General features: G+C 64.1%; 16 protein-coding genes. 8 read left to right on the forward strand and 8 right to left on the reverse strand.

Annotation, left to right across the window (positions count from 1 at the left end; all coding sequences use genetic code 11):
• Positions 1-35: 35 nt before the first annotated feature.
• Entirely contained in the window at positions 36-755 is a 720-nt protein-coding gene (locus ACR0JC_RS14340; RefSeq protein WP_170341559.1) for a glutathione S-transferase family protein, read from the reverse strand.
• The gene (locus ACR0JC_RS14345; protein WP_170341561.1) at positions 742-1350 is read right to left on the reverse strand and encodes an NAD(P)H-dependent oxidoreductase; all 609 of its coding nucleotides are present in this window, start codon (positions 1348-1350) and stop codon (positions 742-744) included. Before ACR0JC_RS14345 ends, ACR0JC_RS14340 begins: the two co-directional genes overlap by 14 nt.
• 128 nt (positions 1351-1478) lie before the next feature.
• Here ACR0JC_RS14345 and ACR0JC_RS14350 point away from each other — a divergent pair, with 128 nt between their 5' ends.
• Positions 1479-1844, forward strand: a complete 366-nt coding sequence (locus ACR0JC_RS14350; RefSeq protein ID WP_170341563.1) for a winged helix-turn-helix transcriptional regulator — start codon at positions 1479-1481, stop codon at positions 1842-1844.
• A 4-nt stretch (positions 1845-1848) separates the two neighbouring features.
• Here ACR0JC_RS14350 and ACR0JC_RS14355 read toward each other — a convergent pair whose 3' ends face one another.
• A complete protein-coding gene (locus tag ACR0JC_RS14355; protein WP_170341565.1) occupies positions 1849-2862 on the reverse strand; it encodes a LacI family DNA-binding transcriptional regulator in 1014 nt (337 codons plus the stop codon).
• A 246-nt stretch (positions 2863-3108) separates the two neighbouring features.
• Here ACR0JC_RS14355 and ACR0JC_RS14360 point away from each other — a divergent pair, with 246 nt between their 5' ends.
• The 6 genes from ACR0JC_RS14360 (at position 3109) to ACR0JC_RS14385 (ending at position 8976) form a co-directional block, all read left to right on the forward strand.
• Positions 3109-4377 carry an ABC transporter substrate-binding protein gene (locus ACR0JC_RS14360; protein WP_170341568.1) on the forward strand — a complete coding sequence of 423 codons (1269 nt, stop codon included), beginning with the start codon at positions 3109-3111 and terminating at the stop codon, positions 4375-4377.
• A 100-nt stretch (positions 4378-4477) separates the two neighbouring features.
• Positions 4478-5323, forward strand: a complete 846-nt coding sequence (locus ACR0JC_RS14365; protein WP_170341551.1) for a carbohydrate ABC transporter permease — start codon at positions 4478-4480, stop codon at positions 5321-5323.
• Positions 5320-6159, forward strand: coding sequence for a carbohydrate ABC transporter permease (locus ACR0JC_RS14370; protein ID WP_170341552.1), 840 nt, complete (start codon positions 5320-5322; stop codon positions 6157-6159). The genes ACR0JC_RS14365 and ACR0JC_RS14370 overlap by 4 nt, the downstream gene beginning before the upstream one ends.
• Before the next feature lie 21 nt (positions 6160-6180).
• The gene (locus ACR0JC_RS14375; protein ID WP_170341571.1) at positions 6181-7221 is read left to right on the forward strand and encodes an ABC transporter ATP-binding protein; all 1041 of its coding nucleotides are present in this window, start codon (positions 6181-6183) and stop codon (positions 7219-7221) included.
• Positions 7222-7231: 10 nt separating this feature from the next.
• On the forward strand, positions 7232-8509 hold the full coding sequence (locus tag ACR0JC_RS14380) for an amylo-alpha-1,6-glucosidase (RefSeq protein ID WP_170341573.1): 1278 nt from the start codon (positions 7232-7234) through the stop codon (positions 8507-8509).
• Positions 8510-8553: 44 nt separating this feature from the next.
• A complete protein-coding gene (locus ACR0JC_RS14385; RefSeq protein ID WP_170341575.1) occupies positions 8554-8976 on the forward strand; it encodes a GNAT family N-acetyltransferase in 423 nt (140 codons plus the stop codon).
• Positions 8977-8993: 17 nt separating this feature from the next.
• Here the strand turns inward: ACR0JC_RS14385 and ACR0JC_RS14390 are convergent, their stop codons facing one another.
• The 4 genes from ACR0JC_RS14390 to ACR0JC_RS14405 are packed head-to-tail and all read right to left on the reverse strand — an operon-like array spanning position 8994 to position 13154.
• Positions 8994-9977 (reverse strand): glycosyltransferase family 4 protein, encoded by a 984-nt coding sequence (locus tag ACR0JC_RS14390; protein WP_170341578.1) that lies wholly within the window; start codon positions 9975-9977, stop codon positions 8994-8996.
• 14 nt (positions 9978-9991) lie between these two features.
• Positions 9992-10978 (reverse strand): glycosyltransferase family 2 protein, encoded by a 987-nt coding sequence (locus tag ACR0JC_RS14395; RefSeq protein WP_170341580.1) that lies wholly within the window; start codon positions 10976-10978, stop codon positions 9992-9994.
• A 20-nt stretch (positions 10979-10998) separates the two neighbouring features.
• Positions 10999-11919, reverse strand: coding sequence for a glycosyltransferase family 2 protein (locus ACR0JC_RS14400; RefSeq protein ID WP_170341582.1), 921 nt, complete (start codon positions 11917-11919; stop codon positions 10999-11001).
• A complete protein-coding gene (locus ACR0JC_RS14405; RefSeq protein WP_170341584.1) occupies positions 11916-13154 on the reverse strand; it encodes an oligosaccharide flippase family protein in 1239 nt (412 codons plus the stop codon). The genes ACR0JC_RS14400 and ACR0JC_RS14405 overlap by 4 nt, the downstream gene beginning before the upstream one ends.
• A 195-nt stretch (positions 13155-13349) precedes the next feature.
• Between ACR0JC_RS14405 and ACR0JC_RS14410 the strand changes: the two genes are divergently transcribed.
• On the forward strand, positions 13350-14579 hold the full coding sequence (locus ACR0JC_RS14410) for a polysaccharide biosynthesis/export family protein (protein ID WP_170341586.1): 1230 nt from the start codon (positions 13350-13352) through the stop codon (positions 14577-14579).
• Here the strand turns inward: ACR0JC_RS14410 and ACR0JC_RS14415 are convergent.
• Positions 14569-17127, reverse strand: coding sequence for a hybrid sensor histidine kinase/response regulator (locus ACR0JC_RS14415; RefSeq protein ID WP_170341588.1), 2559 nt, complete (start codon positions 17125-17127; stop codon positions 14569-14571). The genes ACR0JC_RS14410 and ACR0JC_RS14415 overlap by 11 nt on opposite strands.
• Positions 17128-17159: the final 32 nt, after the last annotated feature.

A 17159-nucleotide genomic window follows, 5' to 3' on the forward strand; every position in this document is an offset into this window, starting at 1 on the left:
GGGCGGGCCCGGGCTGGGGAGCCCGGGCCGCGGCCTCAGTCCTTTTTCACGTCACCGGCAAACCGCGCGGCGTTTTCCCGCGCAAAGGCGCTGGCATCAGCCGTGGCATCCCAGAACTGCGGATTGGCCTTGGGAATGGTCAGCGCCTTCTGCACTGCGGGGCGGGCATCGATGCGGTCGAACCATGCGTTCAGATGCGGAAGGTCATCGACCTGAACCCGCGCCCAGACATAGGCCCGCGCCCAAGGGTACAGCATCATGTCCGCGATCGTGTATTGCCCTGCCGCAATCCAGTCACGCCCATTCAGGCGATCATTCATCACCTCCATAAGGCGGCGGCTTTCGTCCACGTAGCGGCGGATCGAGAACGGTTCGGTATGGCCATTGGGGGCGGCAATGTGCTGGAAATACATGGCCTGGCCCATCATCGGACCCACATGCCCGACCTGGAACAGCATCCACTGCATCACCTCGGACTGCTGCACCGGATCTGAGGGCAGGAACTGACCGTATTTCTGCGCGAGGTGCCACAGGATTGCGCCGCTTTCGAAAATCGCGCGACCTTCGGCCCGGTCCTCGATCACCGGGATCTTCCCGTTGGGGTTCAGCGACAAGAACGCCGGCGTCTTTTGTTCCTGTTTGGAAAAGTCGATGGGGGTCAGGTCGTAGGGTACGCCTGCCTCTTCCAGGAAGATCACCGGTTTGTAGCCATTCATCGTGGCCGCGGTGTAGAGATGAATGTCAGGCTGCGACATGCGCGATCTCCTCGAAATGCTGTTTCAGATGTGCGTCGAACCGCTGGAAATCCTGTTCGATCCGGGGGTTCTTCATCACGTCGAAAGCCGCGAAGGTAGGCAGGGGCTGCATCGCCAGAAACTTGGCGTTCAGGTGCATGGGCCACAGCAGGTCATCGACGCTGGCCCCGGCAAAGAACGGCTCGGTCGGGTTGTCGAACGCCTCGCGCGGAGCGTTGAAGGTGACCGACAGCATGTATTTCGTTCCATGCAGAAGGCCACCGGTGCCGTAATTGGCCTCGGGCGCCTCGGCGGTCCGGCCATCGCCGGCCAGCAACCGGCCGTCCATGCCCGCGGTATAGACCTCGTCGAGATACTTCTTGAACACCCACGGTACGCCCATCCAATTCACCGGAAATTGCATGATGACCACATCCGCCCAGACATGGGCGTCGATCTCGGCATTGATGTCGTATTCTTCGGCAACCGTGGTCACGCGCACCTCGTGGCCCATGCCGGTCAGCGCGTCCTGCGCGCGTTGTACCAGCGACGCATTCAGGCGGCCAGGTGCGAACTCGTATGGCTGCGTACCGTTCACGATCAGGATCTTGCTCATGTCCATATCCTTGGTTTTGAAACTGCTTGCCCCTTGACTTCGACCGGGGTGAAACCGAACTTGAGAACGGTAGTGATGAATTGCAACCAGTTTACTTTTTGTAACCTAATACTGGACTGGAGAAGGCGATGCGTGCCCGTATCGAACAGGACGACCAAGGCAAGCGGCAAGCGGTGGATGCGTGCGGCGAACCATGCCCCATCGAACGCGGCATGCGTATCATCGGTGGCAAGTGGACCGGGTCGATCCTATGGCATCTAAAAGACGAGCCGGTACGATTCAATGACCTGGCCCGGATGATCGGTGGCGCCAGCAAAAAGATGATCGCCGAACGCTTGCGCCAATTGGAGCAACAGGGCCTGGTGCACCGCCAAGTGCTCGAAACCTCACCGGTTTCGGTGCAGTACTCCGTGACCGACCGTGGACGCACCGCGCTGGGTTTTCTGGACGAGCTGCGGAAGTGGAGCGAGACCTTGCCGGATACGCGCGCCTGACCCGTCAGCGGTCCTTCTGCAGCGGCCCCGTGGTTTCCCGTGCGATGAACCGGGCTGAAACTTCGGACACGATTACCGGCGTGTCAGGGTCTTTTATCCTGTCCAGCAGAGTACGTGCGAGCTTGCGGCCCAACCGCTTTGGCGAAACCGCCATGGTACTGAGCGCGGGAATTGCGACCGAGGCATCCTCGGTATCGTCAAATCCAACAATCGAAACATCCCGCCCCGGCTGCAACCCAGCCCGCATCAGGCCGAAACACGCCCCCAAAGCGACCATGTCGCCATTGCAGACCACCGCCGTGACCTCTGGATGGGCGTCATGCAATTTCAGCATCTCCTTCATACCCGCACGCTTGGTGTCAGGTGAGGGCCAGATGATCGGCGGCCCCAAAGACAAGTCCTGCAGCGTACGCTCATACCCGGCTATGCGCTGCTTTCGAACGGGGTTCATGCCGATGCCGCCAAAAAACGCGATGTGCCTGTGGCCCAGCTCCGCCAGGTGATTGGTCGCGGTCGCGGTCGCTTCGGCATTTCTGATACCCACATGATCAAAATCGGGGTTGACATGGCGCAGAAAGGTCACCGTGGGCAAACCATGCGTGCGCAACAGTTGAAGGGTTTCCGCCGTGGTCTCCAGCGCGGGAACCCACAGCAGGCCGCCGCGTCCGTTGCGGATGAAATCCCGCAATTGCCTGCCCTGCCGGTCCGCGTCGTCGCGCGTGTCCAAGATCGAAACCAGATACCCCTCGGCCTCCAGCAACTCGACCGCGCCGCTGACCACTTCGGCGTTGAACGGGTTTGCGAACTGGTTCAGAACGAACCCGATTTCCCGGTTCTCGCCCGACCGCATAGACGCCGCGCGCGAGTCCGTGACATAGTGCAGGTCCTCGGCCGCCTGCAGCACTTTTTTGCGGGTCTGCTCGGAAATCCGGCCAGTGCCGCGCATCACCTGACTGACCGTCGGAATCGAGACTCCGGCGGCTTTGGCGACACTGGCGAGGGTGGGTTTGGCGGGCATTTCTCGGACTTCTGATATATCGTTGCATCATCAAAATGCCCAACCCGCAGCGGTATTGCAACGAGCAATTCCTACTATTTTCTGAAGTTCAGACCAACCGATTGGAAAATATTCGTTGACGCAAGATATATCGTTATACCATGCTAATGGCATCGCCTGGGGTGAGTCGTCGCACGACACGCACAGCAAACCGACCCCACCGGGCAGAACGGGCAAAAGGCCCAATCGAAACTCTGGGAGGAGTCCATGTCAATTCAATCCAAGCTGGTCGGTGCCGCATCCGGCCTTGTTCTGGCCCTGGTCACAAACGTGGCGCAGGCCGAGGTTCTGTTCTGGTCGACACAGGCCAAGCCGGTCGAAGAGGCGCAGGCCATGCGCGAACAGGTCCTTTCGGGCTTCGAGGGTGGCGTGGACTACCAGCCCAATGACGGCGGCCCCTGGCTGACGCGTCTGCAGGCCGAATTGCAGGCCGGTTCGGGCACGATCGGCGTTCTGGGCGCGCTGCATGGTGATTTCTCGGCCATGAACCCCGATGACCTGGTCGACCTGGACGATCTGGGCTTCGCCTCGGCCTCGGACACGTTCAACGAACTGGCGACGCTGGGAGCAGGCAGCCTGCAATACATCCCCTGGATGCAGGCCAGCTATATCATGGCGGCCAACAAAGAGGCGCTGCAGTACCTGCCCGAAGGCGCCGACATCAATGCACTGACCTATGACCAGCTGATCGAATGGGCCGCCAACGCGCATGAGGCTGCAGGCGAGCCGAAATTCGGCTTCCCGGCCGGGCCCAAGGGCCTGAAGCACCGCTTCTTCCAAGGCTATCTGTATCCGTCCTATACGAACGGCGTGGTGCGGACCTTTGCCAGCGACGATGCCGTGACCGCGTGGGAAAAATTCCGCGAGCTGTGGACCCACACCAACCCGGCTTCGACCAATTTCTCGTTCATGCAGGAACAGCTGCTTTCGGGCGATGCCTGGATCGTGTTCGACCACACCTCGCGTCTGGCGCAGGCCTTCAACGAGCGGCCTGATGACTTCGTGGCTTTCCCGGCCCCGGCGGGCCCGACCGGGCGCGGCTTCATGCCGGTTCTGGCTGGGGTTGCAATCCCCAAAACCGCACCGGACATGGAAGCGTCCAAAGCTCTGGTCGCCTACATGATGAAGCCGGAAACCCAGATCGCCACGCTGCGCGCGACGAACTTCTTCCCGGTCGTCGCGGTTGACCTTCCTGCCGACCTGCCGCCGGCCGTCAAGGCCGCAGGCGACGCGGTCGCCAAGATGAGTGGCTCAGCCGATGCCAACCCCGGGCTGCTGCCCGCGGGACTGGGCGACAAGGGCGGTGACTTCAACCGTGTTTATACCGATGCGTTCGAGCGGATCGTACTGGGCGGTCAGGACATCCGCACCGTGCTGGACGATCAGAAAGGCGCGTTGCAGGCGATCATGCAGGAGACCGGCGCGCCCTGCTGGGCTCCGGATGCACCCTCGGACGGTCCGTGCCCTGTCGAATAAGGGTCTGACCTGATCCTGACACCGGGCCTGATGCAGGCCCGGTGTCCCCGAACTCTCTGCCCGAAACCACCGGAACTTCCGCAAGGAAAGGAGCGATCTGATGAACGCTCGTGTGTTGCCCTATGTGCTGATCCTGCCTGTGACGGCGTTTCTGTGCCTGTTTTTTCTGTATCCTTTCGTCCTGGTAGCCAAGCAGGCTTTCAACACCGGCGACGGATTCACGCTGGACAATTTCCGGCAGGTGGTCGGGTACTGGAAATTCCCGATCTCGCTGCAGAATACGCTGCTGCTGGCGGCGGCGGTGGTTCCGGTGCAACTGGCGCTGGCGCTGCTGATGGCCACGATGGTCAACAAGATGCAGCGAGGGCGCGACCTGGTGCTGTATGTCTGGACCATCCCACTGGGTATCTCGGATCTGGCCGCGGGCATCATCTGGCTGGCGATCTTCGAACAGTCGGGCTTCCTGAACTCCATGCTTTCTGGGCTGGGCGTAGTGGACCGGCCGGTGAATTTCCTCAGCTATCAGCACCCCGGCGTGGTGTTCCTGGCCATCGCCCTGGCCGAGATCTGGCGCGCTACGGCGATCATGCTGGTAATCCTGGTGGCCGGGATCGGCCTGATCCCCAAGGAATACTACGAGGCGGCCGAGGTCTTTGGCGCCTCACCCTGGAAACGCTTCACCCGCATCACGCTGCCGCTGCTGCGCCCGTCGCTGCAGACGGCACTGGTGCTGCGCGTGATCCTGGCCTTCGAGGTCTTCGCCGTGGTGCTGGCCCTGGGCGGCACCCTGTTCCCCGTCCTCATGAGCGAAACCTACGCCTATCAATTCGACCTGCTTGACAGCGGCGCAGCGGCGGCGATGGCTCTGATCATCCTCGCCATCTCGATCGGGTTCACCCTGATCATCCTGCGCGCCCTGCGTGTCCCGAAAGGAGCCACGATATGACGACCGTCACGACCGATGTCGCCGCGCCCGATACACGCCGGGCCGGACGATATGTCTACATCGCCGCGGTGGTGCTGCTGTGCGCCTGGGTGCTGGTGCCGCTGTATTTCCTGCTGATCAACACCTTGTCCTCGCCGGAAACGGTGAACAGCTTCCCCAAGCCCTTCATCCCCGAATTCGACCTGGGCAGCCTGGGGTTCTTTGCAGGCTTCGCGGGCATCCTGACCGCACTCAAGAACTCGATCCTGGTGGCGGGACTGACGATGATCATGTCGATCCTGATCGGCGCGCCGGCAGGCTATGCCCTGTCCCGGTTCGACTTTCGCGGGAAAGAGGCGTTCCGCCTGCTGATCCTGCTGACCCGGGCCTTTCCGCTGCCGCTTCTGGCGCTGCCCTTGGCGGTGATGTTCATCCAGACCGGACTGGATGACACGGTATTCGGCCTGTCTCTGGTGCACACCACGCTGGCCATCCCGTTTGCGGTGCTGATCACGTTCTCGCTGTTTTCCGGCATCCCGCTGGAACTGGAAGAGGCCGCCTGGACGCTGGGCTGCACCCGGCTGACCGCCTTCACCAAGGTGGTGCTGCCGTTGATCCTGCCGGGGATCACGGCCTCGGCCATCTTCGCCTTCGTGATCTCGTGGAACGAGGTGTTCGCCGCCGCCGTCCTGACGATCGAGAACCGGACCCTGACGGCCTTTTTGCTGCAGAACCTCGACACCTCGCCGCTGCATCTGAAATTCGCGGGCGGTTTCATCCTTGTCGTTCCGGCACTGATCTTCATCTTCGCCGTGCGCAAATACCTGTTCGCCATGTGGGGCATCGCCAACCGCTGACAGCCCCAAGGAGTTGGAATAATGGCAGAAATTCAAATCAAAAATGTTGCGAAACGCTTTGGCAGTTACCAAGCCTTGCACGACATCAACCTGACCATCCAAGACCAGGAATTCATGGTTCTGCTGGGGGCCTCGGGCTGCGGCAAGACCACGCTGCTGCGGATCATCGCTGGGCTGGAGACCGCGACCGAGGGCGAGGTCTGGATCGGGGGGCGCCGGGTGGATCACCTGCCGCCCAAGGATCGGGGCATCGCCATGGTGTTCCAGAACTATGCCGTATTCCCGCACCTGACCGTGTTCGAAAACATCGGGTTCGGCTTGCGGATGCAGAAACTGCCCAATGACGAGGTCAAGCGCCGGGTCGAGCGCACTGCGGGCCTGATGCATATCGACCAGCTGCTGGGGCGCTATTCGGGCGAGCTGTCCGGCGGTCAGCGCCAGCGCGTCGCCGTGGCCCGCGCCCTGGCGATGGAGCCCGACGTGATCCTGATGGACGAGCCCCTGTCGAACCTGGACGCGCTGCTGCGGATGGAGATGCGGGCCGAGCTCAAAGGCGTTCTGGCCGAAAGCAACACCACCGCCATCTATGTCACCCACGACCAGGTCGAAGCCATGAGCATGGCCGACCGGATCAGCGTGATGCATCAGGGCAAGATCGTTCAGGCGGCCTCGCCGATCGAGGTCTACCGCAACCCGGCGGCCGAGTTCGTGGCCGGATTCATCGGCAATCCGCCGATGAACTTCCTGCCCGCCACTCCGACCAGAGACGGCAAATGGACAGTCGCGGGCCAGATCCTCGACGGGCCGTCCCGGACCACGCCGCTACATTTCGCCATCCGCCCCGAGGATCTGCGCCCGGCCGACACGGGCCTGGCCGCCACGGTCAAGGTGGTCGAACCGTTGGGCGCGCACCTTCTGGTCACCTGCAGCGTGGATGGCGCCTTGTTCCGCGCGGTTCTGGACAGCGATCTGACCGTCCGCCGCGGCGACACCCTGACCCTGGCCCCACAGCCCGACCGGGTGCGCTGGTTCGACCCCGAAACAACCCTGGCCGTGGCCTGAGGAGCGCGCAATGAAACAGGATCTGATCGAACAGGCCCGCGCCGTTCTGGCCCGAAACGACCGGGGCGACTACACGGTGCCCACCCACGGCCTCTATCCGTTCCAGTGGAACTGGGACAGCGCGCTCAGCGCCCTTGGGTTCTCGCATTTCGACGAGGCCCGCGCCTGGCGCGAGATCGAGACCTTGTTCCGGCATCAGTGGGATGATGGCATGGTGCCGCATATCATCTTCCACGAGTTGAATGACGGCTATTTCCCAGGGCCGGATGTCTGGGCCACGGGCCGCGCGGTTCCCACCTCGGGCATCACGCAGCCGGCGGTGGCTGGGTTCGCCGTGCGGCGGATCCATGCGCGGGCGAAAAACCGGGCGCTGGCCGATGCGCAGGCCCGCGCCCTGCTGCCCAAAATCCACGCCTGGCATCAATGGTTCTACACGAACCGCGACCCGGAGGGTACCGGTCTGGTCGCCATCATACACCCGTGGGAATCGGGACGCGACAACTCAGTCGATTGGGACGCGGCGCTGGCCCGGGTCCCGACCGAAGGCGTGGGCCCGTTCCAGCGTCGCGACGTAGCCCATGCCAACCCGGCCCACAGGCCGACCGATGAAGAATACCGCCGCTATATCTGGCTGGTGCAACATTTCCGCGACCTTGGCTGGGACAATTCCAGGCTGCATGACGCCTCGCCGTTCCGGGTCGTCGATCCGGGGTTCAACGCGATCCTGATCCGCTCGTGCCTCGACCTTGCCGCGCTGGCCGACGACTTGGGCGAAGCCGAGATCGCAAGCGCCTCACGCGCCTTTGCGCAGGCGGGCATCGCGGCGATGGACGCCCTTTGGAGTGAGACCCGCGGGCAATATCTGTGCCTTGACCGGGCCACCGGCGCGCTGATCGACAGCCCCTCGATCGGCGGCTTGTTGGCGGCGTTCTGTCCCATCCCCGAGCGCCGCGCGCAGGCCATCGCGCAGCGGTTGGACGCCATCGGTGCCGCAGTCCCGTATCTGGTGCCCAGCCATGACCCGGCGGCCCCTGAATTCGACGGACTGAGGTACTGGCGCGGGCCGGTCTGGCTGATCGTGAACTACATGATCGCCGATGGTCTGAAACGCGCGGGCCAGACCCGGATCGTGCAGCGGATCGTCGACGACAGCCTGCGCCTGATCGAACAAAGCGGCTTTGCCGAGTATTACGACCCGGTCACCGCCGAACCCTGCGGCGGCAGCAGCTTTACTTGGACGGCCGCGATGGTGATCGAGATCCTGAACGCGGAAACCGCCCCGGCATGAGCCGCGCGGCACCGGTCCCCGCCCGATGGATACAGGCCTGACCGATGGCGAGCCCATCCATTGTTCACGCCCCCGGTCAGGAAGACTGGGTCGAGCAAGCCCTTCTTGCGGAATTGCGAACAACCGCGCCGCAAGGGGTCAATGCCAGCATCACGCTGATTGCGCAGGACGGTGCGGGCCGGGTGGGCGGCCTGCATGGCGCAACCTCCTATGGGTGGCTGCTGATCAAGACCTTATGGATCGACCCGGCCCATCGACGCCGCGGTTTGGGTCGGCAGTTGCTGGACCACGCCTTTGACGAGGCGCGCCGACGCGGGTGTCATTCTGCGTGGCTGGACACATCCAACCCGGCCGCCACACGGTTCTATCAGGCTTCGGGCTTCGAGCCCTTTGGTCGCCTGGCCAACACGCACACACAAAACCCGCCCGGACATTGCCGCTGGTTCTTGTGGCGCCCCTTGCCGTAGCCGTGGCCACGCCGCCCTCACAACCGTTTGGCCGGATCGAACACCTGCTGCCACCGCTGTGCATAGCGGGATCCATCAGCCTTGGGAGCAAGGACGGGAACCACCGGAGGCGTACCCGCCAGAACTGCCTCGATCGATTTGCGCCACGCCTTGGGATCGGACCCGCACGGGATCACACCGCTTGCCCCGATCCGGTCACGCAGACCGTCGACCATGCTGACGATGACCGGACGCCGCGCCGCGCGCGCCTCATCCGCCACCAGCCCGTAGGCCTCCCACCGCGAGGGCATCGCCACCACGTCCACGGCCCGGTAGGCCTCGGCCGGGTCGTCGGCGTGGCCTCGAAACTCGATCCGCCGGTCGCCTGCGGCCAAGGCTGCAAGGCGGTCGCGCTGGCTGCCTTCGCCGAAGATCACAAGCCGTGCATCGGGGTTGGGGCACATGCGAAACCCTTCGATCAGCAAATCGAAGCCTTTCTGCGGCTCGAGCCGTCCGATCGCACCGATGACCCGGGCCGCCTCGACCGGCCCGGCTGCGCGGGCAACCGCGCTCAGGTCAACCTGGGGCGAGATCACGCTCAGCTTGGATGCGGGGGCCAACCGACGTTCGGCCATCCAGGCGGCCTGCGCCTTGCTGACGGCGATGACCTGATCGAACAACGAATAGGTCACGCGCAGCATCGCAAAGAACCGCCGCTTGTGCGGCACGTTCAAGGCGGTAAAAGACCGGGTATAGCTGTGTTCGACAAGCACCAGCCGCCTGGTAGGATGCATCGCCCGCAGGGCCGAGAAGGCCGGCAGGCAACGCCAGCCGGGGGCGATGTGGCATACGATGACATCGGCGTCGAAACTGCCCCAGCTGAAGGCGGTCCGCTTGACCGGGCGAACCTCTTGGTGGACTTCGTTGGCCAGCTCGGGCAGCTGCGCAAGATGGTCGAGCATACGCATGACCCCACCGGCCGTGGTATCATCAACAAGGTGAAGAACGGTGATCTTGGACATTTGGAAACCTCGGTTCAGATGGAAGTCTGGCGGCGCATGAGGCGACCGGCTTGAACAACAGGCGCCGGCCCGACCGCGCACAGGGCTGCGGCCGCGATGATGGTGGTCAACGTTTTGCCGGGTTCTTCGATCAGGGGCCGGGCGCTGGTCGAAACCGACCGCTGCGCAAGCTCCCAAGCCTGGTGCGCATCCAGATTGCTGACCGCGCGGCGCGCAAGATAACGCAGCTGATAGGCGCGCGCCGCCGCCTCGTGCCGGGCAAAGAATTCGGGGTTCAGCGGACGCAGCTTGTCAACCATCCGCTCCCACGCCTGCAACTGCCGGTCCAAGGCCGCCGACAGGCCGGTCGCATGGATCCGGTAGCGGGTCAGCAGCCCCGGCACGCCCGCGATTTGCCAATCCGTCGTCAGCATCAGCCGCAGCCAGCATTCGATGTCCTCGGACTGGCGAAAGGTCTCGTCAAAGACCCAGTCGCGCTTGGTTTCGAACGCCGGGCGGTAGGCCAGATCGAGCAAGGCGGATTTGCGCATTACCGCTGCTGATCCATTGCCGATCGGGTTGCGTTTCAGGACATGCGCCGCCGTCACGTCCCGCAGACGCGGCGACTGGCGGACGCGCATCAACCGACCACCCTCGTCAATCATGGCACTGCCGGAATAGCTGATCGCAACGTCAGGTTCGGCCTGCAGGTGGCGCACATGGGTGGCCAGCTTTTCGGGCAGCCACAAATCGTCGGCGTCACAGAAGCCGACGAAATCTCCCCGCGCGGCCGCGATGCCGGTATTGCGCGCCCCGGCGAGGCCGCGGTTTTCCTGCCGGATCACCCGCACTTTTGGGTCGGTCGCATGGGCGCGGGCAATGGCGGGGGTTTCGTCCTGCGAGCCGTCATCCACGATGATGATCTCGAAATCGTCATGGGTCTGCGACAGAAGCGAGGCCAGAGTCTCCGCCAGGGTCGCGGCGGTATTGTAGGCGGGAACGATGATGGATGCTTGGGGCATTTTGGGTCTCCTGGTTGGAATCAGCGGGCAAACAGCGCCCGACGGATCGGGCGGGGCAGGGCGGGGGCCAGTGCCGCGCCAAGTGCAGTGGGCACACCGCGGCGGATTGGGTTGAGAAAGCTGCGCGCGCTCAGCGCCAGACCGGCGCGGGCATAGGCGCGGGCCATCGACGGTTCCGCGCCCAGACGCAGTGCGCGCCGGGCCAGATACCGCATGTAGATCGCCTCGGATGCGCGCGACGGCGCGACGCCGTAGCGGGCCGCCGTTGCAACCGCCCGAGCGCGCCCGACCCGCATCGCCTCGAGGTCCGAAGACAGACCGCTGCCGCTGGTCCGGTACCAGACCTGCAGGCGGTCAACCCCGATGATCACGTGGCCTTCGCCCGCCAAGCGGATCAGCAGCTCGAGATCTTCGTTGTGGACCGCAGCCGGGTTCAGCCCGCCGACAGCAGCGAACACCAGGCGGCGCACTGCAAGGTTCGACATCGTGCACACCGCATTTTCCGCCAGCAGGTCTGGAATGGTCAGGGGATCGGTGGGAACCGTTGAGCGCGTCGGACAATCGCCGGGGGTTTCGGAAAAGAACCCGATCTGGCCAAAGGCCGCATCAATGCTGGTATCTGCAAACAACCGGTCCAGTTGGGCCAGCTTGTCGGTGACCCACAGGTCATCCGCGTCGCAGAACGCGAGTATGTCGCCGGTGGCCACAGTTGCACCATAGTTGCGCGCAGAGCTGGGGCCGCGATTGGGGTTGGCCTCGACCCGCACCCGGGCGTCGCGCGCGCAAAATTGCCGGACAACTTCGGTCGTCTGGCGCGAGGGCTTGTCGCCCACGCAGATGAGTTCGAAATCCGCAAAGCTCTGCCCCAGCAGGCTATTCAGGGTGGCGGCAATGGTTGCCGCGTCATTGTGGAAGGGAACGATGATGGAAAACCGGGTCATTGGGCGCGCGCCTCCTGAGTGATTGCAGACCCCCGCGGCAGCAGCGCCCAGGATGCGGCCAGCATGATGGCGCTGCAGGTGCAGACATACCCGACGGCGACGGGCATCAGGCCCAGCGGCGCCATCAGGGTCGTGTTGGCGATCAGGCCCACGGCCAGAACCGTGCTGACCCGCAGTTCGGTGACGGGGCGGTTCTCCGACCGCAGCCACCCGGCGACCGCCGACCAGATCACCGTCGGCAGGGCCGCCAGGCACAGAACCGACACCACCGGGGCGATCTCGGCCCAGCTCTGTCCCAGCAGCAGCGGCACATAGACCGGGGCCAGCGCCGCCTGCAGCAGAACCAGCGGCGTCAGGATCAGCAGCGACAGGCCCAGCCCATGGCGCAGCGCCCCATGCTTGTCTTCGGCCGCGCACAGATGCGGGAACAGAACGACCGAGAAGGCTTGGGTGAACGAAGTGGCCAGCCCAAGCCCCGCATTGAAAGCCATGAAATAGATGCCAAGCGCCTCGGCGCCCATCATGGCCCCCACCACCAGCTTGTCGGCCTGCAGGCGCAGAACCTTGACCAGTTCGACGCCCAGAACGGCCCAGCCGTAGACCACGAAAGGTTTCAAGGCTGCAAACCCGGCCCGACGATCAGGCGACCACCGACGCAGGCGGCGCATCAGCACCAGCCAGACAGGTGCAGTCAGCAGGCGCGGAAGGACCAGCGCCAGAGGCGAGGCCCAGACCACCGCCAGCAGCGCCGTCAGGGCATTGGCCCCCACGACTTGCCCGCCGGCGATCGCGGCGGTCTGCTGCAGCTTGCCCTCGCGCATTGCCAGTGCGGCCTGAACCAGGCCCGCCGGCATGAACAGGTATTCGCCGGCCAGCACCGCCATCAGCATCGCCAGCATCGTATGGCCCATGACGAACAGCACCGCCGCGACCGCCAGTTGCAGCAGGCACAGCCCCAAGCACCAGACCCAGAAGATGCGGTGCGCCGTGTTGCACCGCTGCGCCAGCTCCTCCGACGGGGCCTGAATGATACGCTGGTTCACCCCGTTCTCGGTCAGCGCCTTGAGGATGTCGCCCGCCGCCAGGGCCGCTGCGGCCAGACCGATCGCTTCGGGGCTGAGGGTGCGGGCAACGGCCACCACGACGATTAGGCGCGACGCCTTGGCCGCCACTTCGGACGCGGTGTAGGCCAAAAGATGCTGTAGGAAGCCTGATCGTGCAAAGCTGTGCGTCATGACGCCGTTATCCCGAAAAACAGTTGTTGGTTCTGTTGTACGGGTGGCCAGGGTCTGTGTCCCGGACGCGGTCGGACGGGGCAGGGGACCGTTCGGAGAGGGACCTATCCGAATGGGACAAGCCGCCATCCCGATGCCGGGCTGACGCAGGGCGCGCGGCACGGTTTATCTTCTGTGACAGATCAGGAGATGAAAATGACCATGAATTTCAAGACCTTCCTTATTACGGCCGTCAGCGCCTCGACCCTGCTGGGGTGCAGCAGCATGCAGACCCCGCGCAACATCGAAGCCGTATCGCGCGGCGAAAGTTATCAGGCGCAATACCGCGAACCCGGACGTCGGCGGGGCGACACGCCATTGCTGCAGGCCGCCGCGATGAACGGCCAGAGCTGCATGCCGCAGGCCGGCGATCAGGGCGCAAATGCATATGCGAAATGGACGCAACCGGCGCTCAGCCCCTTGCTGGGCGAGAAACTGTCGCGCAACGACATGGTCCAGATCACCATCGAGGGGGACGACCTGCTGAGCGACGCTTATGTCGTTTCGCGTGACGGAGACCTCAAGCTGCCCTACCTGCCGCCCGTGCGCGCCCAGGGCCGCACCACCGAGCAGGTCGAACAAGAGGTGGCCCGCGTTCTGGTTGCGGCCCAGTTCTATAACGCCGAACCCCGCGTGACCGTGCGGGTCAGCGATTTCGCGTCGGTGACCGTGGGTGTCCGCGGCGCGGTGTTCGAGCCGCACTCGGTCGAGATCGGCGGCGTTCCGGGCGATTCCCTCGACCGTCGGCGCCAGGGCGCGCTGGGGGCCTCGACCGAGGGGCGCAACCTGTCGGTGGCGCTGCGGGCCGCAGGCGGGGTGCGGCCGGATGCCGACTTGTCAGCGGTCGAGCTGCACCGCCAGGGGCGCATCTATCGCATGGATCTGCGTGGTGTGTTCGAAGGATCGGACCCAACCGACATCATGCTGCTGACCGGCGACCAGATCGTGGTCAACAGCCGCGGGTGTTTCCAAGACGCGCTGATGCGCCCCAGCCCGATCAGCCCGCCCGGCGTGACACTGTATATGTCGAACCTGACCCAACCCGCTGCGGGCAATGCAGAATCCGCCATCGGGCGCGACGTGCGTGAAGTGCCTTATGGCACCCGTTTCCTGCAGGCCGTGGTCGACAGCAACTGCGTCGGCGGGTCGAAGACGACAAACGCCAACCGCAGCGCAGTGTTGTTCACGCGCAACCCAGTGACCGGATCCTCGGTCGTGATCGAGCGCAATATCGAGAAGCTGCTGCGGCGCGGAGACCGTGACGACTTCGACCCCTATGTTCTGCCAGGTGATGCCGTGGCCTGTTACGACAGCAAGGTCACCGGAGTGACCGAAATCGCCCGGTCGCTGGGCATCGTCGGGGCCGCCGCGCTGCTCATCCCTTGATCGCACCGGGGGCGGGCAACACAGCCTTTGCCCGCTCCCAAACCTCGGGCAGACCGTTCAACAGAAGGGCGACCTGCTGACGTTCTGCTGATTTTGCGGCCATCTCGATCGCAATCAGCGCATCGCGGAACCCCATCGCACCAAAGGTCGCCGCGCTTCCCGCCAGCCTGTGACACTCCTGCGCGACCTGGTCCAGATCTGCTTCACCGGCCTCCAACTGGGCAAGCTGCGCGACGACGGCATCCCCTTCGGACAGGTACTTGCCAAGCAGCCGGTCAAAGACGTCGGCGCCGAGGCTGGCGCGCAGATCGCCGATATGATCCGTTTCGTCCTCGGACCGGGTCGAAGCTCCGGGGCCGGTGACCACCGACAAGGCCTTGCGCAAGGCACCCAGGGCGATCGGTTTGCCGACAAAGGCGGTCATACCGGCGGCGCGGAACGCGTCGACCGCATCAGGCAGCACGTTGGCTGAAACGGCAATGATCGGAATCTCCGCCGAAGGCCCGCCCCCGCTGCGGATGTGGCGCGTGGCCGTCGGACCGTCCATGACCGGCATGCTGATATCCATCAGGATCACGTCGAACCGATGCGCAGCCGCCGCGTCCACGCCCAGTTGGCCGTTCTCGGCAACCGTCACCCCGTGACCGTCCAGTTTCAGCATGTTGCAGATCACCTCGCGGTTGATCTCGTTGTCTTCGACCACCAGCACGTCCAACGGCTGGGCGTGCTGAACCTCTGGCTGGTCGCTGTCAACGTTGGCGTCCAATTCGGCGTCCTTGAGCGGCAGACGAACCCAGAATACACTGCCCTCGCCGGGTGTGCTTTCAACGCCGATCTCGCCGCCCATGGCCCAAGCAAACCGACGTGCGATGCCCAGGCCCAGACCGGTACCCCCGGTGGCCCGACCGATGCTTGGATCGCTGGTGTGAAAATCATCAAAGATGACGTCGACCTCATCCGGGCCGATACCGATACCCGTGTCGATGATGCGGAATTCGAAGATGTTGACGCCTGCAGCGGGGCCGGGCTCGGTCATTTCGACCTCGATCGAGATCCGGCCGTTTTCGGTGAACTTGATGGCATTGCCCACAAGGTTCAGAAGAATCTGCCGCAACCTTTGGGCATCGGCGGCAACGCAGGGGCGCGCCTCGCCCAGCCATTGCCACGAGATGGAGTTCCCACGCGAGGCAGCGTTGCCGCTTTGACCGTCCACAATCTCTTGCAGGATGTCGTTCAGGTTTGAGGGCTGCAGCGCCACCGACAGTTTCCCGGCCTCGAACCGGGCGATGTCCAGAACGGTGTCAACGTGGCTCAGGAGGATCTGGCCCGAGATTTCCATGTTCTCGACAAACCGTGCCTGTTCCCGGGTCGTGCGGGTGTTTTTCAACAGCGTGAGGTTGCCCAGCAGCCCGTTCAGCGGCGTTCGGATCTCGTGGCTCATCACGGTCAGGAAATCGGCCTTGGCCTTTTCGCCGGCAAGGGCCTGGTCGCGGGCATGGATCAGTTCCTGCTGCGCCGCCACCTGCTGCGAGATATCGCGGACAAAGCCGATGACGATTTCCTGATCGCCCGCCCGGGCCGACTGCAGCGCCAGTTCGACCGGGAACTGCTCGCCATCCGCACGCATCGCTTCCAACTGGACACGGCCTTTGCCGACGACATGACGTTCTCCACCAGACTGCATGCGCACCATGCCGGCGCGATGTGCCTCACGCAGATGCGGCGGCACGATCAGGTCACCGATCGAGCGCCCCCGGGCCTGATCCGCTGTATAGCCGAATATTGCCTCGGCGGCTGGGTTGAACTCGATCACGTCGCCCTTGGCATCGACCACGATCACCCCGTCCAACGAGGTGGAGAGGATCGTGTTCATCCGTTCATTCGCCTGCCGCAGCGCCCGCCCGCGCCGCGTGGCGCGCCGGTTGACCACCAGAAGATAGGCGCTGACGGCGCCCAGGGTCAGAAGCAAGGCCCCCGACAGAACCGCCAACCGCAGCAGGTTTGCCGCCGTCTGGGTGCGCTGCTGGTCTGACTCGGTGGCAAAATACGAGATGCCCGAAACGGCCAACGTGCGGACATGCGGACCGATCTCAAGGGCCACGCGTTTCAGATCGTCCAGTTGTTCGGACAGCTCGGCATCCGGCGCGTCGATCAAGGGGATTGCGGCGTTCAGGTGCCGGGTCACCCGCTCCAACGGCAGGCGGAACCGGTCATCCTGGCGCAACGGCTGGAACACGCGGGATTGGGCCAGCGTATCAACACGGCTGTAAAACAGATCGAACCGCCGGCGCACCAGATCCAACGTGCCATTCTCCGCCTCCGGCGCCGCCGACGCGGTTTCCAGAGCGTTCAGGTAGGACAGATAGTCGACCTCGACCTGCGACAGCGTCCATTGGACATTGTCCGAAGGCGCCGCTCGCCGGTCGTTGAAATCGGTAAACACCTGCGCCGACAACCACGCCACCGCGACCAGACCCAACAAAACGCCGAAGCCGATGAGCCCGAAGACCCATCGGCGGCGCAAAACCTGCGTTTCGGTATCGCTCAATCCGAGCCTCATCGATTGATCACTGCGCTTTA

The organism is Ruegeria sp. CH5 (genome assembly GCF_056537025.1).